Below are 26,029 nucleotides of genomic sequence, written 5' to 3' on the forward strand. Positions count from 1 at the left end.
GAATAGACCATGACTTCCAATTTCAAGGATCATCTCGGTCGCCCGATCGTCGCCGTGACCGGCATGGGTATCATCACGTCGCTGGGGCAGGGGCTTACCGATAACTGGGCGGCGCTGACATCTGGCAAGTCGGGCATCCACAAGATCACCCGTTTCCCGACCGAGGGGCTTTCCACCCGCATCAGCGGCACGGTGGATTTCATCGATATCCCGGTTCCGAACTCCGTCGAGCGCTCCTATGCCTTCGCGCGTGAAACCACCATCGAAGCTCTGGCGCAGGCCGGTATATCGGGTGATTTCGATGGGCCGCTGTTTCTCGCAGCACCGCCGATCGAGCCGGAATGGAGCGCCCGTTTCGAGCTTGCCGACCGTTCGCCGCCGGCTGCCCAGCCGGGCGACGCCTATGAGCGGTTCATGACGGCGTTGCGCCAGCGCCCCGATCCGGCCTTCCAGGAAGCAGCACTTTTCGGCGCGATTTCCGAGCGTCTTTCCGACCGCTTTGGCACACGCGGCCTGCCGGTCACGCTTTCCACCGCCTGTGCATCCGGCGCGACTGCGATCCAGCTCGGCGTCGAGGCGATCCGCCAGGGCCGCACCGAACGGGCGCTGACGGTTGCGACCGACGGTTCGGTCAGCGCCGAGGCACTGATCCGCTTTTCGCTGCTGTCTGCACTTTCGACCCAGAACGATCCGCCGGAAAAGGCCTCCAAGCCGTTCAGCAAGGATCGCGATGGTTTCGTGATTGCCGAAGGTGCGGCAACGCTGGTGCTGGAATCGCTCGAAGCCGCCGTCGCACGCGGCGCAAAGGTGCTCGGCATCATCAAGGGCGCCGGTGAAAAGGCCGACAGCTTCCACCGCACGCGCTCTTCGCCCGATGGCGGCCCGGCGATTGCGACGATCCGCGCGGCACTCGCCGATGCGGGCGTGGCCGAAAGCGATATCGGTTACATCAACGCCCACGGCACCTCGACGCCGGAAAACGACAAGATGGAATATGGCTCCATGCTCGCCGTCTTCGGCGAAGGCCTGAAGGGTATTCCGCTGTCGTCCAACAAGTCGATGATCGGCCATACCTTGACGGCCGCCGGCGCCGTGGAAGCGGTGTTCTCGTTGCAGACCATGCTGACCGGCACATTGCCGCCGACGATCAACTACAACAATCCCGATCCGACCATCACCCTCGACGTGGTGCCGAATGTGAAGCGGGATGCTCAGGTGAGCGCGGTTCTCTCCAACTCCTTCGGGTTTGGCGGACAGAATGCAAGCCTTGTCATGACGCGGGAACCGGCTTAACCGGTTTCGCCATCAACAGGAGCGTTTCTGGCCCGAACAATCCGGAAACGCTCTCGCTTCTTTGATTACGCATTCCGGCCGCAAAACCGTTACAGAGGTTTGCTGGAATAGCCCTTTAGATAAACGCCCCCAGATAAACGCCCTTGGGCGAAGGACTGAAATATGCGCGCTCTTCAACTCGTGGACGACCGGAAGCTCGAAAAAGTGGACCTGCCCGAACCGGATGCACCTGGTCCGGGCGAGGTGACGCTGCGCGTCAAGGCCGTGGCGCTCAACCATATCGACGTGTGGGGCTGGCGCGGCATGGCTTTCGCCAAGCGCAAGATGCCGCTTACCATTGGTGCCGAGGCTTCCGGCGTGGTGGAAGCCATCGGTCCGGGCGTTTCGAATGTGCTGCCGGGCCAGCTCGTCGCGGTTTATGGCGCGCGCACCTGCGGGCTGTGCAAGCCTTGCCGCGAAGGCCGTGACAATCTGTGCGAACATGTTCAGGGCGTGCACGGTTTCCATCTCGACGGGTTCGCGCAGGAAAAGATCAATATTCCCGCCCGCCAGCTCGTGCCGGCTCCGCATGGTATTGACGCCGTTGCCGCCGCACTTGCACCGGTGACTTTCGGCACTGTCGAGCACATGCTGTTCGACAATGCCAAGCTTGAGCCGGGCGAAACGATCCTCGTTCATGCCGGTGGTTCCGGCATCGGCACGGCGGCGATCCAGCTTGCCAAGAAGATGGGCTGCACCGTCATCACGACAGTCGGCTCCGACGACAAGATCGAGCGTGCCAAGGTGCTCGGCGCCGATCACGTCATCAACTACCGGACAGACCGTTTCGAAGGCGTCGTGCGCAAGCTGACGAAAAAGAAGGGTGTTGACGTGGTGTTTGAACATGTCGGCAAGGACACCTTCGTCGCCTCGATGTTCTCGCTGAAGCGCGGCGGCCGTCTCGTCACCTGCGGCTCCACCTCGGGCGTATCCACCGACATCAACCTGATGATGTTGTTCCAGCAGCAACTGAAGCTGCTCGGCTCCTTCGGCTGCCGCATGGAAAACATGGCCAATGCCATGCAGAAGATGGCCCGCGGCATCGTTCACCCGGTCATCGACACCGAAGTAACCTTCGACGATATCGACCGGGCGCTGGAGCGTATGGAAACGCGTCAGGTGTTCGGCAAGATCGTTCTGCGGATGGATTGACCATCGTGAAATTATTCCTCACGCGGATCGTCCTGAAACTGGACCACTTCCGGCAATGGCTGATTGCGACATTCGCCTTCGGCCTTCTCAATCTGCTGAAGCTTTTTCCGGCCGATGCGGGCATTCGCGCCGCCGACCGGCTGGCGCGCTTCGTGGGGCCGAAAACCGGCCGCCACAAGCTGATGCTCTACAATCTGGCGCGTGCCTTTCCGGAAAAATCCGAGGAAGAACGGCTTGCGATTGCCATGGATAGCTGGGCCAATATGGGGCGGCTTGCGGCGGAATATGTGTTTCTCGATCGGCTGTTTGATTTCGATCCAGAAAAGAACGAGCCGGGGCGCATTCAGGTCGAGGGCATTTCGACATTCCTTGAGCTACGCGACAATCCGCGGCCCTTCATCGTCTTTACCGCCCATAGCGGTAATTTCGAGCTGCTGCCTGTCGCGAGTTCTGCCTTCGGTCTGGACGTGACGGTGCTGTTTCGTCCGCCAAACAATCCGTATGTCGCCGACAAGGTGTTCAATTTCCGCAAGGAGCGCATGGGCAATCTCGTGCCGTCGCATGCCGGCTCGTCCTTCGCGCTGGCGCGGCAGCTGGAAAGGGGCGGCGGTGTCGGCGTTCTCGTTGACCAGAAGTTCAGCAAGGGCCTGACGACGAAGTTCTTCGGGCTTGAGGTTCGCACCAATCCGCTGCTTGCCAAGCTGGTGCGGCAGTTCAACTGCGATGTTTATCCCGCCCGCTGCGTGCGTCTGCCGGATAATCGCTACCGGCTGGAAATCGAGCCGAAGGTCGAGATCCCGCGCGATGAAAAGGGCAATGTCGATATTCAGGCGACGGCGCAGCTGCTGAACGACAAGGTGGAAAGCTGGGTGCGCGAATATCCCGGACAGTGGCTGTGGTATCACGACCGCTGGGACGTGAAACACCAGATCTGAGGCGATTGCGGCGCAGCCGGATTTTCCGCGGTTTATATTAAATTCGGCCGGGAAATTGTGCGTTTCGACATTTTTCCATATTAGTGGAACCTCATTTTTCGTTCATGGATTATCGAAATTGAAAAAACAGCGGTGGCTGTGATATTTTGAACAACAATCCCGATGGCGTTTTTGCGCTTCGTTACGTCATTTTTAAGCGCAAAGAGGCTATGATCAGGGATAAAGGGTCTATCCTTTCGGATTGAGAGCGGGGTGTTTGCCCGTTCAGGGAGAGTTGGGTTGAAAGATTTGATAGAGCTGTTCTGGCTGCGTTATACGGAACTGCAATCTGCCGTTGGTAAAAACGAAGCCAACAAGATCGCAGTGCTGGAACGTGAACTGGAGCAGCTTCTCGAGCGTATTGTCGGCCGTCAGACTGAAAGCTCGGAAGATATTCGCGAGCAGTTCCGCTTCGCCATCGACCTCCTCAACCACGAGGCGGAAGACCTTGGCTGCGTGCAGCGCAATTCCGAGCTTCTGCGAACCCTGGTTGACCGGTATGTCGGCATGCCGCTCAAGGCAAAGGTCATCGGCGACGAGGACGAGGATAGCCTGGAATGGCATCACCGCCATCTGATCCTCGATGAGGACATGCTCAACGACCTCGACGAGCCGGTGGTTATCGTCTCTCCCGGCTACCGGGTTTCCTTCGCCAATGCCCTCGATGCATTCCAGCGCAATGCGCCGGAAGGGCTTTTGGGGTGCCATATCGCCGAGCTGGTCGGCGTTCACCGTTTCCAGAACCATCTGCGCGAAAAGCTCGACAATTGCTTCAAGGGCGATACGTCGAAATACACCTATGCGGAAGACCAGAACGGCCACACGGTCGTCAAGTCGCTGGAAATGTCGCCCTGTTATTCTTCCGCCTACAAGCTTATCGGCGCCATGGTGGTGATCAGGGAAATCGCCGATCGCAGACGTCGCGCCACCGGCTGACGCAAAGAGCCCCATTCCCGTCGATTGCCTGAATGAGCGAAGGCGCTTTGCCTCTCACTTATTTCGGGAAAATGGTTTCCCAGACCGTGGCGATGGACCAGGTGGACGAAGCATCGACAAGTAGCTTCGTCGCCATTGCCAGACACGAAAGAACCAGAAGCGGGCGGATGATCTTCGCGCCGTTTTTCATGGCGAAACGTGAGCCGATCTGCGCGCCGACGAATTGGCCGAGCCCCATGGCGAGCCCCAGTTTCCACAGAACCGCGCCGCCGATGGCGAAGACGATGAAACCGCCGAAATTCGAGCCGAGGTTCAGAAGTTTGGTATGGGCGGTTGCCTTCAGCATGCCGAAGCCGGCAAGCGCCACGAAGGCCAGCATGTAAAACGAACCCGCGCCGGGACCGAAAACTCCGTCATAAAAACCCACCAGCGGCGCGACCGTAAGGCCGAAGACGAAGGGGGTGATGCGGCGATGGCTGTCGATATCGCTGAGCTGTGGCTTGAAGGCGAAATAAAGCGCGATCGCAATCAGCAGGAACGGCATAATGGTGCGCAGCACGCCCGATGGCACGAAGGCGGCGGCGACAGCACCGAGTCCGCCGCCGAGCATGGCCATGATGGCCATCGGCAATTGTTCCCGCAGATTGACGTGGCCGCGTCTGGCGTAAGCGAGAGTGGCGGAGGCCGAGCCGAACTGCGCCTGCAGCTTGTTGGTGCCAAGCGTGTCGAGCGGCGCAATACCCATGATCAGCATGGCCGGAATGGTGATGAGCCCACCGCCACCGGCAATGGAATCAATAAATCCGGCAAAGATGGCGACGCAGAAAAGAACGACGAAAACGTTGAGGGCGATGTCTTGCACTTGGGATGTCCGGGCAGGCGGAAGGGAGAGGGCCTCTTCTTTCACCGAAAGCAACGCCGCGCAATATTTTTCTCGCTGATCCGCTGCCCCTGGGGGGATTGCGGTACTGCCGCTTATCGCTATGTTTCCGTGGCGTCGCCGGAAGAACGGGTGGCGCTTGAGACATATGGATGAGGGCATTATGCATAAAGTGATATTCGATACGGATCCCGGTGTAGATGACGCAATGGCGCTTCTGTTCCTGCATCGCCATCCCGATATCGATCTGATCGGCGTCACCACGGTTTTCGGCAATGCGCCCATCGATATCACCACCCGCAATGCGCTGTTCCTGAAGCGGGAATGGCAGATGACAGCGCCGGTTGCGAAAGGCGCTGGCGTAACCTTCGATCCCGCCCGCAAGGAAGGCCACTGGCCGACCTTCATCCATGGCGAAAATGGCCTCGGCGATATCGACATTCCTGAGACCGTCGATCTGCCGCTCGATCCGCGTCCGGCGCATCGTTTCATCATCGAGACGGTGAAGGCCAATCCGGGTGAGGTGACGCTGATCGCCGTCGGTCGCATGACCAATCTGGCGCTGGCGCTGCGCGAGGAGCCGGATTTTGCGGCGCTGGTGAAGGAAGTCATCGTCATGGGCGGCGCCTTCGACATGAACGGCAATGTGTCGCCAGCGGCCGAGGCCAATATTCATGGCGATCCGGAAGCGGCCGATCTTGTCTTTACTGCGCCCTGGCGCGTGGTCGTCGTCGGTCTTGACGTGACGACGAAAACGGTGATGACAAGCGCCTTCATGGCTGAGATGGCCAAGGCCGGCGGCAAGCCGGTGCAGCTGCTGTCCGACCTGTCGCAATTCTACATCGATTTCTACAAGACCCGCACCGGCGACGGCATGGTGGTGCATGACAGCTGCGCCTGCGTCTACCTCGTCGCGCCTGATCTGTTTGAGACCCGTAGCGGCCCGGTGCGCGTCGTCTGCGGTGGGCTTGCCGACGGCCAGACCATCCAGAAGCCGGATGGCCGCGCCTTCCCGCCAGGTGACTGGGACGGACATCCAAGCCAGCTTGTCTGCACGGATATCAAGCCGGAGCGCGTGCTTTCGGTCATCCGCGCGGCAATTGTGACGGGGGAGCGCGGCTGAACGACAGGAATGGCCGTTCTTGAGCATGGCTTGCCTTGCATTTTCCAAGAATCTGGCGTTATGCAAGTTCCTTGATCCTATTGCGCGATCCACCTTGCCAAAGGGGCCGAAAAGGCTGTGTCCGAAGCACAGGTGGATGATCGCGATGGCGTGTGGGCCGAGAAAAGCCTTGTAGGTTTTCCCGTGCTTTGCGCTACAATGAATAACGCCTGCCGGGTCGGTTCGTGTCGGCGGCGTTTAAAAACAAAAAACGAACCTTCGTTATGGGCCGGCAGAACCGGTCCATTCCCATGAGGAAAGTGATGGAAGAGTTTCACAAGGTCCGGCGTCTGCCGCAATACGTCTTCGAACAGGTCAACCGTTTGAAAGCGAGCGCGCGAGCGGCCGGGGCCGATATCATCGATCTCGGCATGGGCAATCCCGACCTTCCGACCCCCAAGGCGATCGTCGACAAGCTTTGCGAAGTCGTTCAGGACCCCCGCACCCATCGTTATTCCTCGTCAAAGGGCATTCCTGGCCTTCGCCGCGCGCAGGCCGCCTATTATGCCCGCCGTTTCGGCGTGAAGCTGAACCCCGATACCCAGGTCGTCGCGACCCTCGGCTCCAAGGAAGGCTTTGCCAATATGGCGCAGGCCATCACAGCCCCTGGTGACGTGATCCTGTGTCCGAACCCGACCTATCCGATCCATGCCTTCGGCTTCCTGATGGCGGGCGGTGTTATCCGCTCGATGAATGTCGAGCCGGATGAGAGCTTCTTCGGGCCACTGGAGCGCGCCGTGCGCCACTCCATCCCGAAGCCGCTGGCATTGATCATCAACTACCCGTCGAACCCGACGGCGCATGTGGCTTCGCTGGATTTCTACAAGGACGTCATCGCGTTTGCGAAGAAGCACGAGATCATCGTGCTCTCCGACCTTGCCTATTCGGAAATCTATTTCGACGACAACAATCCGCCGCCTTCGGTTCTCGAGGTTCCCGGCGCAATCGACGTTGCGGTGGAATTCACCTCCATGTCGAAGACCTTCTCCATGCCCGGCTGGCGCATGGGCTTTGCCGTCGGCAATGAGCGGCTGATCGCGGCGCTGACCCGCGTGAAGTCCTACCTTGATTACGGCGCCTTCACGCCGATCCAGGTTGCGGCCACCCATGCTCTTAACGGCGACGGTTCCGACATTGCCGAAGTGCGCAGCGTCTATCGCCGCCGCCGTGACGTCATGGTCGATACGTTCGGCAAGGCCGGCTTCGAGGTTCCGCCGCCGGCGGCGACGATGTTCGCCTGGGCGAAAATCCCGGAAAAGTTCCGCCATCTCGGCAGCCTGGAATTCTCCAAGCTTCTGGTCGAGAAGGCTGATATCGCCGTTGCTCCCGGCATCGGCTTTGGCGAGATGGGCGATGATTACGTCCGCCTCGCGCTCGTGGAAAACGAGCATCGAATTCGTCAGGCAGCGCGCAATCTGAAGCGCTTCCTGTCGAGCGCAGACGAAACGATGCACAATGTCGTTTCGCTTAACGCCCACAGATAAGGGCAACCGAAGGCGGCCGGGCCTCGGCCGCCACCATCATCAGCAAATCAGGAACATACCCATGGCAGATTCATTGAGAATCGGCATAGCGGGGCTCGGCACTGTCGGCGCTTCGCTCGTGCGCATCCTCCAGCAGAGAAGCAACGAACTTGCGATTACCTGCGGACGCGCGATTGAGATTATTGCGGTGAGCGCGCGCGACCGTTCGCGCGACCGTGGCATCGATCTCAAGGGTATTACCTGGTTCGATACGCCGGAGCAGCTGGCGAGCGAAGCCGAGATCGACGTCTTCGTCGAACTGGTCGGTGGCGCTTCCGGTCAGGCTGAAAATGCAGTGCGAGCCGCACTTGCACGCGGTCTCCATGTGGTGACAGCCAACAAGGCGCTGCTGGCCAAGCATGGCGTCGAACTGGCGACCATTGCCGAAGACAAGGGCGCGCTTCTCAATTTCGAAGCGGCCGTGGCTGGCGGTATCCCCGTCATCAAGGCGCTGCGTGAGTCTCTCACCGGTAACCATGTGTCGCGCATCTACGGCATCATGAACGGCACCTGCAATTACATCCTCACCAAGATGGAGAAGGAAGGGCTGTCCTTTGAGGCCTGTCTGAAGGAAGCGCAGCGGCTCGGTTATGCCGAAGCCGATCCGGCCTTCGATATCGAGGGCAACGACACCGCCCACAAGCTGGCAATCCTGACGACGCTTGCCTTCGGCAACAAGATTTCGGCCGATGACATCTATCTCGAAGGCATCACCAATATCTCCAGCGAGGATATTCAGGCGGCGGCCGAACTCGGTTACCGCATCAAGCTTCTCGGCGTGGCGCAGGTGACTGAATCCGGCATCGAACAGCGCGTGCATCCGACCATGGTGCCGCTCGATTCTGTCATCGCGCAGGTGGATGGTGTCACCAATGCGGTGGCGATCGAATCCGATATTCTCGGTGAGCTGCTGATGGTCGGTCCGGGTGCCGGCGGCAACGCCACGGCGTCCGCCGTACTCGGCGACATCGCCGATATCGCCAAGAGCCGCCCCGGTGCCCAGCAGGTGCCGGTCCTGGGCCGTCCGGCAAAATCGCTGGCCGATTATCGCCGCGCCAAGATGAAGAGCCACGAAGGCGGTTATTTCATCCGCCTGACGGTGAAGGATCAGGCCGGCGTTTTCGCCTCCATCGCCACCCGCATGGCTGACAATAACATCTCGCTGGAATCCATCGTGCAGCGCCAGCGTGTGCATGTGGAAGGCGCGCCGCAGACCATCATCCTCGTCACCCATGCGACGATGGAAGATGCGATCCGCAAGGCGGTGAAGGCGATCAAGAACGAGAAATATCTCGTCAGCGAGCCGCAGGTCATCCGCATCGAGCGGACCTGAAGCGCTTCACGATTTTTCTGACGTTGAGGACCGCGCCTCCACATGGAAGCGCGGTCTTTTTTGTCATGGGGAGGCCTTGGTAAGGGTGTAAAAAACGCCCCCGAAACACCGGCTTTCAGCCGTCATAAAATTTTAGAAAACGGCTGCGGAACCGCTGGAATGCGACACGATTCGGCCCTATGGTTAATCCTGTTCACCAAGCGAGGGAGGCGTGGCCGTGACATCGATCATCCTGTTCAAGGACAATAAGCGCGCAGACATTCCGGTCGCCCACCATCGGGCACGGCCTCACACTGCCAACGACAATATTCGCAGCATGGAATTCGATATGGCCGAACACGAGCGCAACTGGTGTTCGCTTGCCGTGTTCTCGCTGCTGCTGCTGGTTGGCGCGGTATCGATCGTCAGCCCGTTTTTCTCGATATTTGCGGTGTGAAAGCCGGAACAAGCGTTTTTGCTTGAAAAACGCGCGATCGCCATTTAGCCCGTTCTAAGCATTAAAGCGCCGATATGCGCGCATGACAGGACGAATGGACAGGATGGCAATGATGGAGCCGGCCGATACCGTGGCCCGCGCGTTTTTAAGCGTGGAGCGGTCGGCGACAGAACAGCGCTGGGTCTCGCGGCTGGATCAGGCCGGACAGAACCGCGCGCTGGCCATGTCCCAAATCCATGCCATTCCCGAGCTGATTGCCCGCGTGCTGGCCGGGCGCGGAGTAGGCGTGGATGATGCGCTTGCTTTTCTCGATCCGACCATCCGTTCGCTGATGCCCGATCCACATGTGCTGACCGATTGCGAGAAAGCGGCCGAGCGGCTGGTGCGCGCCATCGAGACCGGCGAGAAGGTGGCGATCTTCGGCGACTACGATGTCGATGGGGCTGCTTCTTCCGCCTTGATGTACCGGTTTTTCGCGCATTTCGGGCTGACGCCGGAGATCTATATTCCCGACCGGATTTTCGAAGGTTACGGGCCGAACCCGGCAGCGATGCAGCAGCTTGCCGCCAATGGCGCGACCCTGATCGTGACGGTTGATTGCGGTTCCACCAGCCATGAATCGCTGCAGGCCGCCAAGGATGCGGGAACCGATGTTGTCGTCATCGATCACCACCAGGTGGGTTCGGAACTGCCGCCGGCTGTCGCGCTGGTCAATCCCAACCGCGAGGACGATCTGTCGGGGCAGGGGCATCTCTGCGCCGCCGGCGTGGTGTTTCTCGTGCTGGTCGCCACGCTGCGGCTGCTGAAGGACCGACGCAACAGGCAGGCCTTCACGCTTGATCTGCTGTCGCTGCTCGATATCGTCGCACTTGCGACGGTATGCGATGTGGTGCCGCTGAAGGGGCTGAACCGCGCCTATGTGGTGAAGGGGTTGATTGCCGCGCGCCATATGAACAATGCCGGGCTTGCCGCCCTGTTCAAGAAGGCGGGGCTTGGCGGACCGGTCACACCCCATCATTTCGGTTTCCTGATCGGGCCGCGCATCAATGCCGGCGGCCGTATCGGCGATGCCGCACTCGGCAGCCGTCTTCTGACCATTGAGGATACTTCGCAGGCGGAAGTGATTGCGGAGCGGCTGGATGAGCTGAACCGCGAGCGGCAGGCGATGGAAGCGGTGATGCTGGCGGAAGCCGAGGCGGAGGCGCTGTTTGAATATGGCGACGGTTCCGGCGCCGGCGTCATCGTCACCGCCCGGGAAAACTGGCATCCCGGTATTGTCGGCCTGCTTGCATCGCGGCTGAAGGATCGCTTCCGTCGTCCGGCCTTTGCGATTGCTTTCGATCCCTCCGGCAAGGGTACCGGTTCGGGCCGTTCGATCAATGGTTTCGATATGGGCCGCATGGTGCGCGCCGCCGTGGAGGCGGGATTGCTGGTGAAGGGCGGCGGCCATGCCATGGCGGCCGGGCTGACGGTGGAGCGCGCCAATCTCGGCAAACTCAGGACGTTCTTTGAAGAAGCGGCCGTCAAGACGGTGAGCGAACTGGTGGAAAGCAGCGTGCTGAAGATCGACGGCGCCATCGGTGCGTCCGGCGCGACGTTGCAGCTTATCGACCAGCTGGAGCAGGCGGGTCCTTATGGATCGGGTCATTCACAGCCGATTTTTGCCGTTCCGGCCCATCGCCTGCGCGATGTGCGCCTCGTCGGTACTGCGCATGTCAAAATCACGCTCGAGGCCATGGACGGCTCGCGGCTGGAGGGCATCGCATTCCGCGCCGCAGAAGCCCCTCTGGGGCAGATGCTGCTCAATGCGCGTGGCAGGTCCATCCATGTTGCCGGCACCGTGGGTGCCGATCTCTGGCAGGGCCAGAGGCGTGTGCAGCTGCGCGTTCTGGACGCGGCTTTCGCACCCTGACGGCGCTGCCGATCTTTTTGAATTTTCGGGGACAGCTGATGAACGAGCCGCAAACGGCAATCATCATCGCATTCACGCATCACGTGAAGTTTTTTATGCAGAGTGCTGATTTTCAAGGAGAAGCAAGTGGCACGCCCTAGGGGAGTCGAACCCCTCTTTTCAGAATGAAAATCTGACGTCCTAACCGATAGACGAAGGGCGCGTGCGCTTGTGGTGTGGCGCCCTTATAGTCAGGCTCCCGTTGGTCCGCAAGCGGAAAAATTGATTTTTTTCGCTTCGAGACGAGATTTTTTGAGGAAGTCCGCAGGCCTGTGGAAAACTGCGGGTGATCTGGCCAAAGCCTTGAAATATCGCCCCTATCACTTGGCGTGAGCAATGCCAATTTGCCTCGACGGAGGTCGGAGACGCCGTTTTTATCCCTTAGCTGGCATCCCTGCCGGCGATATCGGAAAGGCTCTGTCATCTGATCGAGGGGGAAAGGCAAGCCGGTCGATCTGCCCGCTGGCGTTTCCTCCGGCTTGCCTTCCATCGGGGGGACAGCATTCTAACGTGCCGATCGGGAATCGGTTCCGACGCAACTATCGCCTGCGACGAATTCGTAGGCGTGAAGAGTATCTGTGTATTTTTGATGGAGGATAACACGAAGGCAAGTGGCACGCCCTAGGGGAGTCGAACCCCTCTTTTCAGAATGAAAATCTGACGTCCTAACCGATAGACGAAGGGCGCGTGCGCTTGTGGTGTGGCGCCCTTATAGTCAGGCTCCCGAAGGTCTGCAAGCGGAAAAATGCATGATTTGACAAAAAAATGACAAGGACCGCCAGAAGGCTTGGAAAGCAAGGATTCTTGTTTCGTAACAAATGGTTAAAGCGTCTGGGTATTGCTGCTTTCGAGGCCTTTCGCTCGGGAGGCAGGCCGCGAGATGACGACTCAGCGCGGTTGTTGGCTGGACTGGAATCGAACCGTGACGAAGTCATAAGGTAGAACACCTTTACCGTCATCCTCGCCCTTGAGGCGAGAATCCACTTCGGCCGCCCATGAATCTTCGCCTTAAGGGCGAGGATGACGGGGTGTGTGGCGCATTGTCCCTGCAACAAAAAACGGGGCCGAAACGGCCCCGTTGGATAATGCGTTGCTGATTGCAGTCTCAGTGCAGGATCTGGCTGAGGAACAGGCGTGTACGTTCGTGCTGGGGATTGTCGAAGAACTCTGCCGGCGAATTCTGTTCGACGATCTGGCCCTGATCCATGAAGATGACGCGGTTGGCGACCTGGCGGGCGAAACCCATTTCGTGAGTTACGCACAGCATGGTCATGCCGTCTTCGGCAAGGCCGACCATGGTGTCGAGCACTTCTTTCACCATTTCCGGGTCGAGCGCCGAGGTCGGCTCATCAAACAGCATGATCTTCGGCTTCATGCACAGCGAGCGGGCAATCGCCACACGCTGCTGCTGGCCACCGGAAAGCTGGCCCGGGTATTTGTGGGCCTGTTCGGGGATCTTGACGCGCTTCAGATAGTGCATCGCCACTTCTTCCGCTTCCTTCTTGGGCATCTTGCGAACCCAGATCGGCGCCAGCGTGCAGTTTTCGAGGATGGTCAGATGCGGGAAGAGGTTGAAGTGCTGGAACACCATGCCAACTTCGCGACGGACTTCATCGATCTTCTTCAGGTCGTTGGTCAGTTCGATGCCATCAACCTGGATCGAGCCCGACTGGTGTTCTTCCAGCCGGTTGATGCAGCGGATCATGGTCGATTTGCCCGATCCCGAAGGGCCGGCGATGACGATGCGCTCGCCCTTCATCACTTTGAGGTTGATGTCGCGCAATACGTGGAAATCGCCATACCACTTGTTCATGCCGGTGATTTCGATTGCCACGTCCGTTGTCGAGACGGCCAGTTTTTTTGCTTGGTTTTCTGCCATTTGAGCGTCCCTTATCGTTTGTGCCCGGTGTCGAGGTGCCGTTCCATGAACAGCGAATAACGCGACATGCCGAAGCAGAATATCCAGAATACGAAGCCTGCGAAAATATATCCAGTCATGGCGGTGACGGGTGTCGCCCAGTTCGCATCCGATTGGTTGAGTGTGACAATGCCGAGCAGGTCGAACATGCCGATGATCGAGACCAGCGACGTGTCCTTGAAAAGCCCGATGAAGGTGTTGACGATGCCGGGAATGACCAGCTTCAGCGCCTGCGGCAGCACGATCAATCTCGTCTTTTGCCAATAGTTCAGACCGAGCGAATCCGCCCCTTCATATTGCCCCTTCGGAATGGCCTGCAGGCCGCCGCGGATCACCTCCGCCATATAGGCCGAGGAGAACAGCGAGACACCGACCAGCGCGCGCAGGAACTTGTCGAAGGTCCAGCCATCGGGCAGGAACAGCGGCAGCATGATGCTGGCGAAGAACAGCACGGTGATCAGCGGAATGCCTCTGATGACTTCGATGAAGAGCACGCAGAGCATCTTGATGACCGGCAGGTTCGACCGGCGGCCGAGCGCCAGAAGAATGCCGAAGGGCAGGGATACCGTTATTCCGAAGAATGACAGGATCAGCGTTACCATCAGGCCGCCCCACAGCTGCGTTTCCACCTTCGGCAGGCCGAAGACGCCGCCGATGAGCAGGAAAAACGCAATGAAGGGCAGGATGATGAAAAGCACCAGCGCATTGAGGCGCTTGAACGGCGCTTTCGGGATGAGCATCGGCACCAGCAGGATGGCGAACGTCACCATCACGAGGATCGGACGCCAGCGCTCGTCAAGCGGATAACGGCCAAAGATGAACTGTCCGAGCTTGGCCGATACGAAAGCCCAGCATGCCCCGGACTGACCGTCCGGAAGCGCGCCGCCCTGAGAAGCGGTGAGGCAGGCGATACGATCGCTGCCGGTCCACACGGCATCGATGAACAGCCACTTCACCACCGGTGGCAGAAGGTAGGCCAGAAAGGCGAGGGCGAGAACCGTAAGGACGGTGTCCTTCGGTGTGGCGAAAAGTTTGGTGCGCAGCCAATGACCGAAGCCGACGGCGCTCGAAGGAGCGGGTCTGGCGTCCTCGATGGTCTGTCGCACAAAAGCGTGATTGCTTAATGTCATCGATTATCTCTCCACCAGCGCCATTTTCGCATTGAACCAGTTCATGACCACGGCCGTGAGCAGGGACAGCGAGAGATAGATGACCAGCCAGATCGCGACGACTTCGACTGCCTGACCCGTCTGGTTCAGGATCGTGCCGCCGACGGAGACGATGTCGGCAAAGCCGACCGCGACCGCAAGCGAGGAGTTCTTCGTCAGGTTGAGATACTGGCTCGTCAGCGGCGGGATGATGATACGCATTGCCTGCGGCACGATGATCAGACGTGTCGTCGTGCTGGAACGCAGCCCCAGTGCTTCCGCCGCTTCCGTCTGGCCCTTCGCCACGGCCTTGATGCCGCCGCGAACGATTTCGGCGATGAAGGAGGCGGTGTAGAAGGAAAGTGCCAGGAACAGCGACATGAATTCAGGTGCAACGACCGCGCCGCCCGACAGGTTGAACCGCCCGGCAATCGGGAAGTCGAATGTCAGCGGTGAGCCGAGCGCCAGAAATGTCGCGGCCGGAAGGCCGATGATGAGAAGTGTGGCGGTGATGCCGGTGCGGAATTGCTGGCCGGTTTGTTCCTGTCTCGCCTTTGCCCAGCGATAAACGAAAAAGCTGATGACGATTGCGACCAGAAAGGCGAGCGGTATCAGCCAGGTGCCTTCTCCCCAGAGCGGCTTGGGAAAGAAGAAGCCGCGATTGTTGAGATAGCTTCCAAGCGGCAGCTCCAGTGAATCGCGCGCCTGCGGCAGAACGGAGATGACGCCCTTGTACCAGAAGAAGATAACGAGCAGCGGCGGGATGTTGCGGAAGATCTCCACGTAGGCCTGCGCGAGCTTCGAAATCAGCCAGTTGCTGGAAAGCCGGGCGATGCCGACGATGAAACCGATGATCGAGGCGGCGATGATGCCAAAAAATGCAACCTGGATCGTGTTGAGAATGCCAACGAGCAGCGCCCGGCCATAGGTCGCGTCGCTGGTATAAGCGATCAGCGACTGGCCGATATCGAAGCCGGCTCTTCCGTTGAGGAAGCCGAAGCCGGATGAAATGTTGGACCGTTGAAGATTGGTGATCGTATTCGTCACGATGATCCAGACGAATGCGGTCAGGATGACGACTGTCACAACCTGATAGAAAATTCCGCGTATGCGTGGATCGTTGATAAGTGACGACGCGCTTTGCGCGCGCGATCGTTGCGAACTGACCGCGTTGCCTGCCATAGGCACCTTTCCCTTTTATATGCTCTTTGCGAGCTTATTTATATAATTTTAAAATGGAGGCCGGGCGTTGCCCAGCCTCCTGTCATGATCTAGCCGATGATGGGGTCGATCAACGGACCGGCGGTGCGTATTGCAGGCCGCCCTTGGTCCACAGCGCGTTCTGGCCACGCTCGATCTTCAGCGGCGAGCCGGCACCGACGTTGCGGTCGAAGACTTCGCCGTAGTTACCCACCAGCTTGACGATGTTGTAGGCCCAGTCGTTGGTTACGCCGAGGTCGGTACCGATCTTGGTGCCTTCTTCGGTGCCGAGCAGACGCTTGATATCCGGATTGGCGCTGGACTTCTGCTCATCGACGTTCTTGGAGGTGATGCCCAGTTCTTCTGCATTGACCATGGCGTAGTGAACCCAGGTCACGATGTCGAACCACTGGTCGTCACCCTGACGAACGGCCGGTCCGAGCGGCTCCTTGGAGATGACTTCCGGAAGAACGATGTTGTCTTCCGGGTTCTTCAGCTTCAGGCGGATAGCATAGAGACCGGACTGGTCGGTGGTGTAGACGTCGCAACGGCCGGAATCATAGGCAGAGGTTGCGTCGGCTTCCTTTTCGAAAACGACCGGGTTGTATTGCAGATTGTTGGTCTTGAAATAGTCGGCGAGATTGAGCTCGGTGGTCGTGCCGGTCTGAACGCAGACGGCGGCGCCGGAAAGCTCAAGCGCGGACTTCACGTTGAGGCCCTTCTTGGCGATAAAGCCCTGGCCGTCATAATAGTTGACGGTACGGAAGTTGAAGCCGAGAGAGGTGTCGCGGCTGATCGTCCAGGTGGTGTTACGGGTCAGAACGTCGACTTCGCCGGACTGGAGAGCCGGAAAGCGGTCCTTGCTCGAAAGAGCGACAAACTTCGCCTTGGAAGGGTCACCGAAAACCGCTGTGGCAATACCACGGCAATAGTCCACGTCGATGCCGGACCATTCGCCCTTGTCATCGGGATTGGAAAATCCCGGAATGCCGGCGCTTACGCCGCAGGTGACGAAACCTTTTCCCTTCACGTCCTGAAGCGTCGCAGCTGAAGCGACCGAGGCTCCTCCCAAAACTGCTGCGCCGATAGCGGCTGACAGAATTGCCTTTTTCATTTTTCCCAACCTTTGTTTGTTATCGTCAATAGCAAGGGGACCGGCATGTTTGTTTTACCCCAGCTCCCCCCTCAGCGAGATCTTTTCGATCCGCTTTTTCTATCACAATCGCAATTGGCAGCGGGGTCAAGACATGCCGACGATAATTGTGCCTATAAAACGGAATTTTCGGAATTTTGGTCGTGAAGTGTGCAAAGGGTGAAAATATAAGCATATTTTTGCGGAAATTTGCACTTGCACGATTTTTGTATACTTCTTGTATTCTGTTTCACGATGGATCAATCGACCCATCCCGCGTGACCTTACGGGGCTTGACCTTGCCTCTGGCTCTCAGCATTGTCGCACGCGTCAATATTCTTCGAAAGCTGATCTGAAATGACCAAGACAAATGACCTGCTTTCCGCCGCAGGTGTGAATACGCGCCTGACCCATGGCGGCAATGATCCCGCGGACTGTTTCGGTTTCGTCAATCCGCCCATCGTGCGCGGCTCGACCGTGCTTTTTCCCGACGCGGAAACGCTTTCGACTGAAAACCAGAAATACACCTACGGCACACACGGCACGCCGACGACGGACGCGCTGTGCAATCTCGTCAACGAGCTGGAAGGTTCGTTCGGAACTATCCTCGTGCCGTCGGGCCTTGCGGCGATCACCGTGCCGTTCCTTGCCTATCTCGGTGCGGGCGATCACGCGCTTGTCGTCGATTCGGTTTATTTCCCCACACGCCGCTTCTGCAACACGATGCTGAAGAAGCTCGGTGTGGAGATCGAATATTACGATCCCGCAATCGGGGCTGGCATCGAGGCGCTGATCCGGCCGAATACGAAACTCGTGCATCTGGAAGCGCCGGGTTCCAATACCTTCGAGATTCAGGATGTCCGGGTGATCACGGAGATCGCTCACAGGCATGACTGCGTGGTCACGATGGACAATACCTGGGCGACACCGCTTTATTTCAAGCCGCTTGATTTCGGTGTCGATATTTCCATTCACGCCGCCACCAAATATCCCTCAGGGCATTCCGATGTGCTGATGGGCTTCGTCTCGGCCAATGAAAAACACTGGAAGGCGCTTTACCAGGCAAACACCAATCTCGGCATCTGCGTCACCTCCGATGACGCCTACCAGATCCTGCGTGGCATGCGCACCATGGGCATCAGGCTGGAACACCATCAGAAGAGCGCACTCGATATCGCCCAATGGCTGGAAAGCCGTGACGACGTCGTGCGTGTTCTGCATCCGGCCTTGCCGAGCTTTGCCGGGCATGAAATGTGGAAGCGCGATTTCAAGGGCGCGAGCGGCGTCTTCTCCTTCGTCTTGAAGGCGGAAGAGGGCAAATACAAGCAGGCGGCAGCCGCCTTCCTCGATGCGTTGACCTTCTTCGGGCTTGGCTATTCCTGGGGCGGGTACGAATCGCTTGCGGTTTCGGTGTCGCTCATTGACAGGACTATTGCGAAGGGGCCGTCAGAGGGGCCGGTCATCCGCCTGCAGATCGGGCTTGAAGACATAGCCGATCTGAAAAACGACCTCGAAGTCGGATTCGCAGCCGCGGCTGGGGTCTAATCAGTCCCAAGCGCTCAGCCCCCAATGCTCAGCCCCGGTACTCAGCCCTTTGCGTGATAGCCATAGAGCCAGTCGAAATCGCTGAGGAACGCCTCTGAGGGCCGCGTGGAAAATACGAAGTCCCTGGCAATTCGGACCGGGCCTTTCGCATGATAGGCAAAACGATTGAGAGAGGCCCGCTTGCGGGCCTTATCTATGCGCGGCAGGCGCAGAGCCTCGAAGGCGGCGAGGGCTTGCGGCAGGGGCAGGGAGGCTCCACCGCCGCTGCCTGCCATTGTTCCCGCAAGTTCAAACGCATCCTCTATCGCCATGGCGGCGCCCTGTGCGGCGAAGGGCATCATGGCGTGGGCCGCATCGCCGATCAGTACCGTATCGCGGCCATTCTGCCAGCGTCCGGGGCCGGCCTGATAGAGCGGCCAGAAGGTGGGGTTCTCAGCCTTTTCCAGCAGCCGCAGCAGATCCGGGCTCCAGCCGCGAAACTGTTCGAGCAGCATGGCTTTCTGCCGTCCGCTCGATTCGGCCCGCCATGTCGCACCGGGATCGGCGCCAAGCGCGATGGCGACGATGTTGAAACCGCCGACTTCCTTCAGCGGATAGGCGACGACATGGCCGCCCGAACCGAGATAGGCCGTGACGGCGCTTTTATTGATGGCGGATGGAACGTCGTTTTCGCTGACCGTGAAACGCCAGGCAATGTTGCCGGAAAAGGTGGCTGTCGGCGCGGAAGGCACGGCAAAACGGGCCGCCGACCAGACGCCGTCGGCACCAACGATCAGATCGTGATCGCGGAACGTGGTTGCGGCGATAACATCGACCGTTGCGCTTTCGATGCGCTTGCCGAGATGCAGGCGGCAGAGCGGATTGTCCTTTACCGCATTGAGAAGCGCGCTCTGCAGCGTCGATCGGTGCAGCACACCATAGGGTGCGCTCCAGCGCGTGCGGGCCACCGCGCCCATTGGCAGCGACAATAGCGTGGCCAGTGACTTGCCGGAGGCGAGATCGACGCTGACCGGCTCGGTCCAGCGCGCCTCGATCTCGGGCATTACGCCGAGTTCGGCGAGAATGCGGGCGGCGTTGGGGGAGAGTTGCAGGCCGGCGCCGACTTCCGTCAGCTCGCCTGCCTGCTCGATGATGTCACAATCGATACCGTGCCGGGCAAAAGAAAGGGCAGCGGTGAGACCGGCGATGCCGGCACCGACAATGGCTACGGATTTTATGGGCATGATGCGCCCCGATCAGCAAAAGTGGAGGTCAGGCGGCCTTCACATGGAAGACGCAGCCTGGGGGATTGGTCTGCTCGGCCTTCAGCGACGGATTGTAGCGGAAAAGGGTGGAGCAGTAGGAACAGACCTTCTCGTTGTCGTCGCCCATATCGATGAAGATATGCGGGTGATCGTAAGGCACGGAAGCGCCGGTGCACATGAATTCCTTGACGCCGATCTCGATTACGCTGTGTCCGCCATCGTTCTGGAAGTGGGGAATGGAATGCCCGGCCATGTTCGTCTCCAAATGCAATATCGTTATCGAGCCGCAATCCGTCGTCGCGCAACGGCTCTTCGTTGCGGATATGTAGCCTCAAACGCATTGCATCTCCATAAAAATCGTCAGGAAAACATGTTCAATCTTGTGCTTTCCTGCCATATGGTCCGGCAAAAAGGATGTCCTTGATGAATCTCAACCTGCCGCAATTTTCAGATTTTTCCCATGACGGCCTGCGCCTTGCTTATTTCGATGAGGGCGATCCGGCGGGTGATCCGGTTTTGCTGATCCACGGCTTTGCCTCCAGCGCCAATGTCAACTGGGTGCATCCCGGCTGGTTGAAGACGCTGGGGGAAGCGGGCTACCGGGTGATCGCCATCGACAATCGCGGCCATGGCGCAAGCGACAAGCCGCATGATCCCGACGCCTATTATCCGCCCGTCATGGCGGGGGACGCGGTGGCGCTGCTCAATCATCTCGGCATCGCGGAAGCGCATGTGATGGGTTATTCCATGGGCGCGCGCATTTCGGCCTTCCTCGCCATGGCCCATCCTGAGCGTGTCCGCTCGCTGGTATTCGGTGGGCTCGGCATCGGCATGGTTGAAGGTGTTGGCGACTGGGATCCGATCGCCGAGGCGCTTCTCGCACCTTCGCTCGATGTCGTCACCCATGAGCGCGGCCGCATGTTCCGCGCTTTCGCCGACCAGACAAAAAGCGACCGGCTGGCGCTTGCTGCCTGTATTGAAACGTCGCGGGTTCTTGTTACGCCTGAACAGGCGGCAAAGATCGATGCACCCACATTGATTGCGGTCGGAACGAATGACGATATTGCCGGATCGGGCGCGGAACTCGCCGCGATCATGCCGCATGCGCGGGCGATCGACATTCCCGGGCGTGATCATATGCTGGCTGTTGGAGACCGGGTGTTCAAGGCGGCGGTGCTGGAATTTTACCGTTCGCTTTGATCTGGAGAATTTCCAGGAAATGCGGAGCCCGGTTTTTCGTGCGGAAATGCGGCGACGCTCAGGACGGCAAGAAACGGTTTTTCATGCTGTATGAAGAAAAACTGAAGCTTTGCCGTCTTTAAAGTCGTCATTCGAATCCCATTTCTTATACACGTCTTTTTCTGTATAAAGAACGACCACTGCAAACGAGGAGACCATTCATGGTCGCACGTACCGAGGCCCGTCAGCCCGAACAGCTGGCGATCGTCGATCCGATCTGGGGCAGCCTGCTGCATGAAGCGCGTAGCGCCGCAGCTCAGGACCCGCTGCTTTCCGCTTTTCTTTATTCGACGATCCTCAATCACCGGTCTCTCGAAGAATGTGTGATCTATCGTATCTGCGAACTCCTCGATCATCCCGACATGCAGGCCGTGCTTCTGCGCCAGACCTTCCAGGACATGCTGGATGACTGGCCGGAATGGGGCAGCGTGCTGCGTGTCGATATCCAGGCCGTTTATGATCGTGACCCGGCCTGCACGCGCTTCATGGAGCCGCTGCTTTATTTCAAGGGCTTCCATGCCATCCAGACCCATCGCCTTGCGCATTGGCTGCTTGCGAAGGGCCGCCGGGATTTCGCGTTTTACCTGCAAAGCCGCTCATCGAGCATTTTCCAGACGGATATCAATCCGGCCGCGCGTATCGGCAAGGGCATCTTCCTCGATCATGCCACCGGACTGGTGGTTGGTGAGACCGCAGTTATCGGCGACAACGTTTCCATCCTGCATGGCGTGACGCTCGGCGGCACCGGCAAGGAGGGGGCGGACCGCCATCCGAAGATCGCCAATGGCGTGATGATCGGGGCGGGCGCGAAAATTCTTGGCAATATCGAGATCGGCAGCTGCTCGCGCATCGCCGCTGGTTCGGTGGTGCTGAAACCGGTTCCGCCGAAGACCACCGTGGCCGGTGTTCCGGCGCGCGTGGTGGGAGAAGCAGGGTGTTCAGAACCCTCGCGTCTGATGGACCAGGTTATCGGGGCCGATATCTGACAGGTCGTGAATATTGCGCTCGTCCGTGTGGAAGACACGGATGATGCGCCGCTTTCACTTTACTTTGGCCTTTGTCCCATGCCAAAAGCGGCCCAACCCGAACCGCACAGGAGAATAGTGGTGAAAGCCGACGAAATCAAAAAACTCGACGCCTATTTCAAGCGCACCTTCAACGAGAAGATGATTGTCAAGGCGCGTCCGCGCAAAGACGATTCCGCCGAAGTGTATCTTGGCGAAGAGTTTCTCGGCGTCGTCTACATCGATGACGAAGACGGCGACCGCTCGTACAACTTCTCCATGGCGATCCTCGACGTCGATCTGTGATCGTCACCCTCAGGTGACATATTCACCAATAATAGTCGCCCGCGGTGATCACACCGCGGGCGATTTGTTTTAGCGCTGCGTGATCTTCATCATCAGCCGGTCCTGCGGCCGCAATGTCACCCGCATCAGCGGTTCTGCCGCAGCAGTGGTTCTGTTTTCGAGATGGACGGTCTGCAGAAGAACGGCAAGGATTGCCACGGCCTCCATCATGGCAAAGGCATTGCCGATGCAGACGCGCGGGCCGGCGCCGAAGGGCATATAGGCATAACGGTGACGCGCCTTGACCTTTTCAGGCTCGAAACGCGACGGGTCGAAGCGTTCGGGTTCATCCCACAATGCAGCGTGCCGGTGTACGGCATAGATCGGCACATAAAGAACCGTTCCGGCTGCAATGTCGTGCTCCCCGAGCCTGAAATCCTGCAGCGCCGTGCGCGTGATGACCGGGGCAGGCGGGTAGAGCCGCATCGCCTCCGAAAACACCTGTCTCGTATAGGTAAGATTGGCGATATGTTCGGCCGCGACAGGCTCGCCGCCGGTGATGGCCTCGATCTCCTCGACAAGTTTTCTTTCAATTTCTCTGTTCTGCGACAGAAGGTGGAAAGTCCAGGCTAGGCCGAGTGCCGTCGTTTCATGGCCGGCAGTGATGAAGGTTAGAAGATTGTCGATGATTTCCTCATCGCTCATCATGCGTCCTGTCTCCGGGTCTTTGGCTTCCAGCAGCATGGAGACAAGATCGGTTCGGTCGGTGGGGTTTTGCCGCCGGCCGGCAATCACCGTTGCAAGGCTGGCGCGCAGATAATCGACGGCGGCGCGGGATTTGCGCCGGCCGGGATGGGGCAGCCATTCCGGCGCGCCCAGCATGGCGAGCGCGAAGGTCCAGCCTGTCGGCTTCAGATAATCGGTAATGCTCTGTTCGACACGCGCAATATCGATGCCATATCCGCCGGACATCATGGTCTCGACAATGATGTCGAAGGTGGTACGCATCATCTCATGGCCGATATCGATGTCGCCGATTGAAGGGGAGCGCCAGCGCGCTTGCGTGCGACGTGCCGTTTCGATCATGGCAGGCAGCAATTCCAGCAGCTTTTCATGCCGGAATGCGGCCGCGACGGATTGCCTTTGCCATTTCCAGTGGTCGCCATCGGCGGTCAGCAGACCCTGACCGAGTGCGGGACCAAGCACCCGGCGGACATCTTCACCCTTGCCAAGCAGATGGGCATTTTTGACCAGAGCCTCGTGGATCAGCACGGGATCGGCGAGATGCACGCGCATCGCGCCGCCGAGCCGGGTGAAGACCGCCGGTTCGCTGAAAATATCCGGCGGTAGAGCTTTTAACGGATTGCGGACAAGCGAGATTGCAAGACGCGCCGTGGCAAGTTTTGACAGGGGCTCTGCCCCGGTCTTGTCCATGGGTGGGGTGTGAAGGCCGGTTCCGATCATCGACAGCTCCTTATTCGCGTTTGAACAATGGGATTTTGCTGTTAAGGTGCGTACCTTATTTTAGGTATTTAAGGTGTATGCCTTAGGTTTCAATGGCGGGGCAGGATTTTGATGAAGAGCAACGAGGCAGAGCGGCCGGCGCGAGCGCGCACGCGCGACAGAATTCTGGACGCCGCCCTTGAGCTGTTCAACGGGCGCGGGCCCGATCGCGTGACGACTGCCGAGATCGCCCTTGCGGTCGATATTAACGAGGGCAATCTTTATTATCATTTCCGCACCAAGGAATCGCTGGTTCTCGCGCTGTTTGCGCGGTTCGAAGCCGATGCGATGATGCTGGTCGCAACCGTTGACGGGGCAGACGAGGCGGCGGCGGCCACCTATGCCGGTTTTCTTCGGCAATGGTTCTCGCTGGTATGGAATTACCGCTTTCTGTTTCGCGACCTGGTCGGCCTGATCGCACTGGCACCATCACTGGTGGAGCCAGTCAGAACCATAAGCGCTGCGATGCGACTGGCGGTTGGCGACATTGTCGGCCGCATGCAGAATGCGGGTCTGGTGACTATTCCCGAGAGCGAGCGCGACGCGGTTTTGACCAATCTATGGATCGTCTCGACCTATTGGGCGGCCTATCTCAATCTGCAGGAAGGCGTCAGCGAATTCGGACCGCAGCAGCTGGATTGGGGGCTGCAGCAGGTCTCCAGCCTCTTCAGGCCTTATCTTTCCGCTGAGGCGGCAGCCGAGCTTGAAGCGCTTGCCGAGAGCGAAGAATAATATCTCCGGCTGGAGACATGTTTGGTCATGCAAAAACGCCCGCGACGGGATGTGTCGCGGGCGTTTATCATTCTGGCCTGTTGGTTGAGGCGTCAGGCCGCTTTCAACAGATCGCCGTGCGGGTCGAGCACGAACTTGGTTGCCGCGCCCTGATCGAAGCTTTCATACCCCTGCACGGCATCATCGAGTGCGATGATCTTGGCATTGACGATGTCGGCGATGGGCAGGCGGTCATGCAGGATCGCCTGCATGAGCTGGCGGTTATACTTCAGCACCGGCGTCTGGCCGGTGTGGAAGGACTGTGCCTTGGCCCAGCCGAGGCCAAAACGCAGGGACAGGGCGCCCTGCTTTGCTGCATTATCAACCGCGCCGGGATCTTCGGTGACGTAGAGGCCCGGAATGCCGATAGAGCCGGCGGCGCGGGTGATTTCCATCATCTGGTTGAGAACGATGGCCGGCTGTTCGCCGCCGGAATGGCCGCGTGCCTCGAAACCGACGGCGTCGATGGCGCTGTCGACTTCGTTGGTGCCGACGATCTCGGCAATCATGTCGCCCAGGCGGTCACCCTTCGAAAGATCGACGGGCTCGAAACCGACGCGGGCGGCGTGGGCGAGGCGATCCTTGTTGAAATCACCGACCATGACGACGGCCGCACCGAGAATGCGGGCGGAGGCGGCAGCGGCAAGACCGACCGGGCCGGCGCCCGCGACATAGACCGTGGAACCGACACCGACGCCCGCCTTGACGGCGCCGTGGAAGCCGGTCGGCAGGATGTCCGATAGCATGGTGAGATCGCGGATCTTCGACATCGCCTTGTCGCGATCGGGGAATTTCAAGAGGTTGAAGTCGGCATAGGGGATGGTGACATAACGGGCCTGTCCACCGATCCAGCCGCCCATGTCGACGTAACCGTAAGCGCCGCCGGCGCGTGACGGGTTCACCGTCAGGCAGACGCCGGTATCCTGCGACTTGCAGCAACGGCAACGGCCGCAGGCAACGTTGAACGGCACCGAGACGATGTCGCCGATTTCGAGCATCTCGACATCGACGCCCTTTTCGATGACTTCGCCGGTGATTTCGTGGCCAAGGACGAGGCCCGGCATGGCCGTGGTGCGGCCGCGCACCATGTGCTGGTCGGAGCCGCAGATATTGGTGGAAATCACCTTGAGAATAACGCCGTGTTCGATACGGCGGCCATCCGGCGCCTCAAGCTTGGGGTCGTCGATGTCGCGGACCTCGACCTGTCCGGGCTTCAGGTAAACGACTCCTCTGTTCCTGCTCATATCCATCTCCTCCTCGGGTTGAAAGCCAATGCCGGCCCGCTCCTCCGCGGACAGGATATCGTCAAAATACGCGCCTGAACCGGTGTCCGGTTCGAGCGGAATTTTTCGGCGAAGGGA

Annotated in this window: 23 protein-coding genes and 2 tRNA genes; 14 read left to right on the top strand and 11 right to left on the bottom strand. The window is 59.2% G+C overall.

The window, feature by feature from the left end:
* Positions 1-9 precede the first annotated feature (9 nt).
* The 4 genes from ACQZ5F_RS05490 (at position 10) to ACQZ5F_RS05505 (ending at position 4,394) form a co-directional block, all read left to right on the top strand.
* A complete protein-coding gene (locus tag ACQZ5F_RS05490; protein WP_225339808.1) occupies positions 10-1,293 on the top strand; it encodes a beta-ketoacyl-ACP synthase in 1,284 nt (427 codons plus the stop codon).
* A gap of 162 nt (positions 1,294-1,455) precedes the next feature.
* Complete coding sequence (locus tag ACQZ5F_RS05495) at positions 1,456-2,484, top strand: zinc-binding dehydrogenase (RefSeq protein WP_225339809.1); 1,029 nt, start codon at positions 1,456-1,458, stop codon at positions 2,482-2,484.
* Positions 2,485-2,489: 5 nt separating this feature from the next.
* Positions 2,490-3,419 carry a lipid A biosynthesis lauroyl acyltransferase gene (locus tag ACQZ5F_RS05500; RefSeq protein ID WP_052818591.1) on the top strand — a complete coding sequence of 310 codons (930 nt, stop codon included), beginning with the start codon at positions 2,490-2,492 and terminating at the stop codon, positions 3,417-3,419.
* A 279-nt stretch (positions 3,420-3,698) separates the two neighbouring features.
* Positions 3,699-4,394: a nitrogen regulation protein NR(II) gene (locus tag ACQZ5F_RS05505; protein ID WP_046800079.1), complete on the top strand. Its 696-nt coding sequence runs from the start codon at positions 3,699-3,701 to the stop codon at positions 4,392-4,394.
* 58 nt (positions 4,395-4,452) lie between these two features.
* Here ACQZ5F_RS05505 and ACQZ5F_RS05510 read toward each other — a convergent pair whose 3' ends face one another.
* The gene (locus ACQZ5F_RS05510; RefSeq protein WP_225339810.1) at positions 4,453-5,256 is read right to left on the bottom strand and encodes a TSUP family transporter; all 804 of its coding nucleotides are present in this window, start codon (positions 5,254-5,256) and stop codon (positions 4,453-4,455) included.
* Positions 5,257-5,437: 181 nt separating this feature from the next.
* On the opposite strand from ACQZ5F_RS05510, the gene ACQZ5F_RS05515 reads away from it, so the two are divergent.
* The 5 genes from ACQZ5F_RS05515 (at position 5,438) to recJ (ending at position 11,640) form a co-directional block, all read left to right on the top strand.
* Complete coding sequence (locus ACQZ5F_RS05515; RefSeq protein WP_052818593.1) at positions 5,438-6,397, top strand: nucleoside hydrolase; 960 nt, start codon at positions 5,438-5,440, stop codon at positions 6,395-6,397.
* A 302-nt stretch (positions 6,398-6,699) separates the two neighbouring features.
* Complete coding sequence (locus tag ACQZ5F_RS05520) at positions 6,700-7,920, top strand: LL-diaminopimelate aminotransferase (RefSeq protein ID WP_046800081.1); 1,221 nt, start codon at positions 6,700-6,702, stop codon at positions 7,918-7,920.
* A gap of 61 nt (positions 7,921-7,981) precedes the next feature.
* Positions 7,982-9,292 carry a homoserine dehydrogenase gene (locus tag ACQZ5F_RS05525; protein WP_046800082.1) on the top strand — a complete coding sequence of 437 codons (1,311 nt, stop codon included), beginning with the start codon at positions 7,982-7,984 and terminating at the stop codon, positions 9,290-9,292.
* Positions 9,293-9,503: 211 nt separating this feature from the next.
* The gene (locus ACQZ5F_RS05530) at positions 9,504-9,728 is read left to right on the top strand and encodes a hypothetical protein (RefSeq protein WP_175414467.1); all 225 of its coding nucleotides are present in this window, start codon (positions 9,504-9,506) and stop codon (positions 9,726-9,728) included.
* A gap of 103 nt (positions 9,729-9,831) precedes the next feature.
* Positions 9,832-11,640 (top strand): single-stranded-DNA-specific exonuclease RecJ, encoded by a 1,809-nt coding sequence (gene recJ / locus ACQZ5F_RS05535; RefSeq protein ID WP_225340000.1) that lies wholly within the window; start codon positions 9,832-9,834, stop codon positions 11,638-11,640.
* A 127-nt stretch (positions 11,641-11,767) separates the two neighbouring features.
* Here recJ and ACQZ5F_RS05540 read toward each other — a convergent pair.
* From ACQZ5F_RS05540 to ACQZ5F_RS05565, 6 genes are all read right to left on the bottom strand, one after another.
* A tRNA-Glu gene (locus ACQZ5F_RS05540) sits at positions 11,768-11,842 on the bottom strand.
* Positions 11,843-12,291: 449 nt separating this feature from the next.
* A tRNA-Glu gene (locus ACQZ5F_RS05545) sits at positions 12,292-12,366 on the bottom strand.
* Between the two features lie 418 nt (positions 12,367-12,784).
* The gene (locus tag ACQZ5F_RS05550) at positions 12,785-13,558 is read right to left on the bottom strand and encodes an amino acid ABC transporter ATP-binding protein (protein ID WP_046800084.1); all 774 of its coding nucleotides are present in this window, start codon (positions 13,556-13,558) and stop codon (positions 12,785-12,787) included.
* A gap of 11 nt (positions 13,559-13,569) precedes the next feature.
* On the bottom strand, positions 13,570-14,727 hold the full coding sequence (locus tag ACQZ5F_RS05555) for an amino acid ABC transporter permease (protein WP_046800085.1): 1,158 nt from the start codon (positions 14,725-14,727) through the stop codon (positions 13,570-13,572).
* Between the two features lie 3 nt (positions 14,728-14,730).
* Entirely contained in the window at positions 14,731-15,927 is a 1,197-nt protein-coding gene (locus ACQZ5F_RS05560) for an amino acid ABC transporter permease (RefSeq protein ID WP_052818397.1), read from the bottom strand.
* Positions 15,928-16,036: 109 nt separating this feature from the next.
* Positions 16,037-17,059: an amino acid ABC transporter substrate-binding protein gene (locus ACQZ5F_RS05565; protein ID WP_046800087.1), complete on the bottom strand. Its 1,023-nt coding sequence runs from the start codon at positions 17,057-17,059 to the stop codon at positions 16,037-16,039.
* 375 nt (positions 17,060-17,434) lie between these two features.
* Between ACQZ5F_RS05565 and ACQZ5F_RS05570 the strand changes: the two genes are divergently transcribed.
* On the top strand, positions 17,435-18,622 hold the full coding sequence (locus ACQZ5F_RS05570) for a cystathionine beta-lyase (protein ID WP_046800088.1): 1,188 nt from the start codon (positions 17,435-17,437) through the stop codon (positions 18,620-18,622).
* Between the two features lie 41 nt (positions 18,623-18,663).
* Here ACQZ5F_RS05570 and ACQZ5F_RS05575 read toward each other — a convergent pair whose 3' ends face one another.
* Together ACQZ5F_RS05575 and ACQZ5F_RS05580 are read right to left on the bottom strand one after the other, a co-directional pair.
* Positions 18,664-19,845: an FAD-dependent monooxygenase gene (locus tag ACQZ5F_RS05575; RefSeq protein WP_225339811.1), complete on the bottom strand. Its 1,182-nt coding sequence runs from the start codon at positions 19,843-19,845 to the stop codon at positions 18,664-18,666.
* Between the two features lie 28 nt (positions 19,846-19,873).
* Positions 19,874-20,119: a zinc-finger domain-containing protein gene (locus ACQZ5F_RS05580; RefSeq protein ID WP_046800090.1), complete on the bottom strand. Its 246-nt coding sequence runs from the start codon at positions 20,117-20,119 to the stop codon at positions 19,874-19,876.
* Between the two features lie 170 nt (positions 20,120-20,289).
* On the opposite strand from ACQZ5F_RS05580, the gene ACQZ5F_RS05585 reads away from it, so the two are divergent.
* From ACQZ5F_RS05585 to ACQZ5F_RS05595, 3 genes are all read left to right on the top strand, one after another.
* Positions 20,290-21,066, top strand: a complete 777-nt coding sequence (locus tag ACQZ5F_RS05585; protein WP_225339812.1) for an alpha/beta fold hydrolase — start codon at positions 20,290-20,292, stop codon at positions 21,064-21,066.
* Positions 21,067-21,266: 200 nt separating this feature from the next.
* On the top strand, positions 21,267-22,091 hold the full coding sequence (cysE, locus tag ACQZ5F_RS05590) for a serine O-acetyltransferase (protein WP_046800091.1): 825 nt from the start codon (positions 21,267-21,269) through the stop codon (positions 22,089-22,091).
* Between the two features lie 120 nt (positions 22,092-22,211).
* Complete coding sequence (locus ACQZ5F_RS05595; RefSeq protein ID WP_003502851.1) at positions 22,212-22,415, top strand: DUF3126 family protein; 204 nt, start codon at positions 22,212-22,214, stop codon at positions 22,413-22,415.
* Positions 22,416-22,484: 69 nt separating this feature from the next.
* On the opposite strand, the gene ACQZ5F_RS05600 is transcribed toward ACQZ5F_RS05595, so the two are convergent.
* The gene (locus ACQZ5F_RS05600; protein ID WP_225339813.1) at positions 22,485-23,858 is read right to left on the bottom strand and encodes a cytochrome P450; all 1,374 of its coding nucleotides are present in this window, start codon (positions 23,856-23,858) and stop codon (positions 22,485-22,487) included.
* Between the two features lie 111 nt (positions 23,859-23,969).
* Here ACQZ5F_RS05600 and ACQZ5F_RS05605 point away from each other — a divergent pair, with 111 nt between their 5' ends.
* Positions 23,970-24,629, top strand: a complete 660-nt coding sequence (locus ACQZ5F_RS05605) for a TetR/AcrR family transcriptional regulator (protein ID WP_225339814.1) — start codon at positions 23,970-23,972, stop codon at positions 24,627-24,629.
* A 92-nt stretch (positions 24,630-24,721) separates the two neighbouring features.
* Here the strand turns inward: ACQZ5F_RS05605 and fdhA are convergent, their stop codons facing one another.
* On the bottom strand, positions 24,722-25,912 hold the full coding sequence (gene fdhA, locus ACQZ5F_RS05610; RefSeq protein ID WP_046800115.1) for a formaldehyde dehydrogenase, glutathione-independent: 1,191 nt from the start codon (positions 25,910-25,912) through the stop codon (positions 24,722-24,724).
* Positions 25,913-26,029: the final 117 nt, after the last annotated feature.

It is taken from the genome of Agrobacterium sp. 22-210-1 (genome assembly GCF_053522525.1).

Excerpts from the sequence above, each read along its gene's own strand:
- ACQZ5F_RS05490 (WP_225339808.1), top strand. The coding sequence starts at position 10 with ATGACTTCCAATTTCAAGGATCATCTCGGTCGCCCGATCGTCGCCGTG.
- ACQZ5F_RS05495 (WP_225339809.1), top strand. The coding sequence starts at position 1,456 with ATGCGCGCTCTTCAACTCGTGGACGACCGGAAGCTCGAAAAAGTGGAC.
- ACQZ5F_RS05515 (WP_052818593.1), top strand. The coding sequence starts at position 5,438 with ATGCATAAAGTGATATTCGATACGGATCCCGGTGTAGATGACGCAATG.
- ACQZ5F_RS05520 (WP_046800081.1), top strand. The coding sequence starts at position 6,700 with ATGGAAGAGTTTCACAAGGTCCGGCGTCTGCCGCAATACGTCTTCGAA.
- ACQZ5F_RS05525 (WP_046800082.1), top strand. The coding sequence starts at position 7,982 with ATGGCAGATTCATTGAGAATCGGCATAGCGGGGCTCGGCACTGTCGGC.
- recJ (WP_225340000.1), top strand. The coding sequence starts at position 9,832 with ATGGCAATGATGGAGCCGGCCGATACCGTGGCCCGCGCGTTTTTAAGC.
- ACQZ5F_RS05550 (WP_046800084.1), bottom strand. The coding sequence starts at position 13,558 with ATGGCAGAAAACCAAGCAAAAAAACTGGCCGTCTCGACAACGGACGTG.
- ACQZ5F_RS05555 (WP_046800085.1), bottom strand. The coding sequence starts at position 14,727 with ATGACATTAAGCAATCACGCTTTTGTGCGACAGACCATCGAGGACGCC.
- ACQZ5F_RS05560 (WP_052818397.1), bottom strand. The coding sequence starts at position 15,927 with ATGGCAGGCAACGCGGTCAGTTCGCAACGATCGCGCGCGCAAAGCGCG.
- ACQZ5F_RS05565 (WP_046800087.1), bottom strand. The coding sequence starts at position 17,059 with ATGAAAAAGGCAATTCTGTCAGCCGCTATCGGCGCAGCAGTTTTGGGA.
- ACQZ5F_RS05570 (WP_046800088.1), top strand. The coding sequence starts at position 17,435 with ATGACCAAGACAAATGACCTGCTTTCCGCCGCAGGTGTGAATACGCGC.
- ACQZ5F_RS05575 (WP_225339811.1), bottom strand. The coding sequence starts at position 19,845 with ATGCCCATAAAATCCGTAGCCATTGTCGGTGCCGGCATCGCCGGTCTC.
- ACQZ5F_RS05580 (WP_046800090.1), bottom strand. The coding sequence starts at position 20,119 with ATGGCCGGGCATTCCATTCCCCACTTCCAGAACGATGGCGGACACAGC.
- ACQZ5F_RS05585 (WP_225339812.1), top strand. The coding sequence starts at position 20,290 with ATGAATCTCAACCTGCCGCAATTTTCAGATTTTTCCCATGACGGCCTG.
- cysE (WP_046800091.1), top strand. The coding sequence starts at position 21,267 with ATGGTCGCACGTACCGAGGCCCGTCAGCCCGAACAGCTGGCGATCGTC.
- ACQZ5F_RS05600 (WP_225339813.1), bottom strand. The coding sequence starts at position 23,858 with ATGATCGGAACCGGCCTTCACACCCCACCCATGGACAAGACCGGGGCA.
- ACQZ5F_RS05605 (WP_225339814.1), top strand. The coding sequence starts at position 23,970 with ATGAAGAGCAACGAGGCAGAGCGGCCGGCGCGAGCGCGCACGCGCGAC.
- fdhA (WP_046800115.1), bottom strand. The coding sequence starts at position 25,912 with ATGAGCAGGAACAGAGGAGTCGTTTACCTGAAGCCCGGACAGGTCGAG.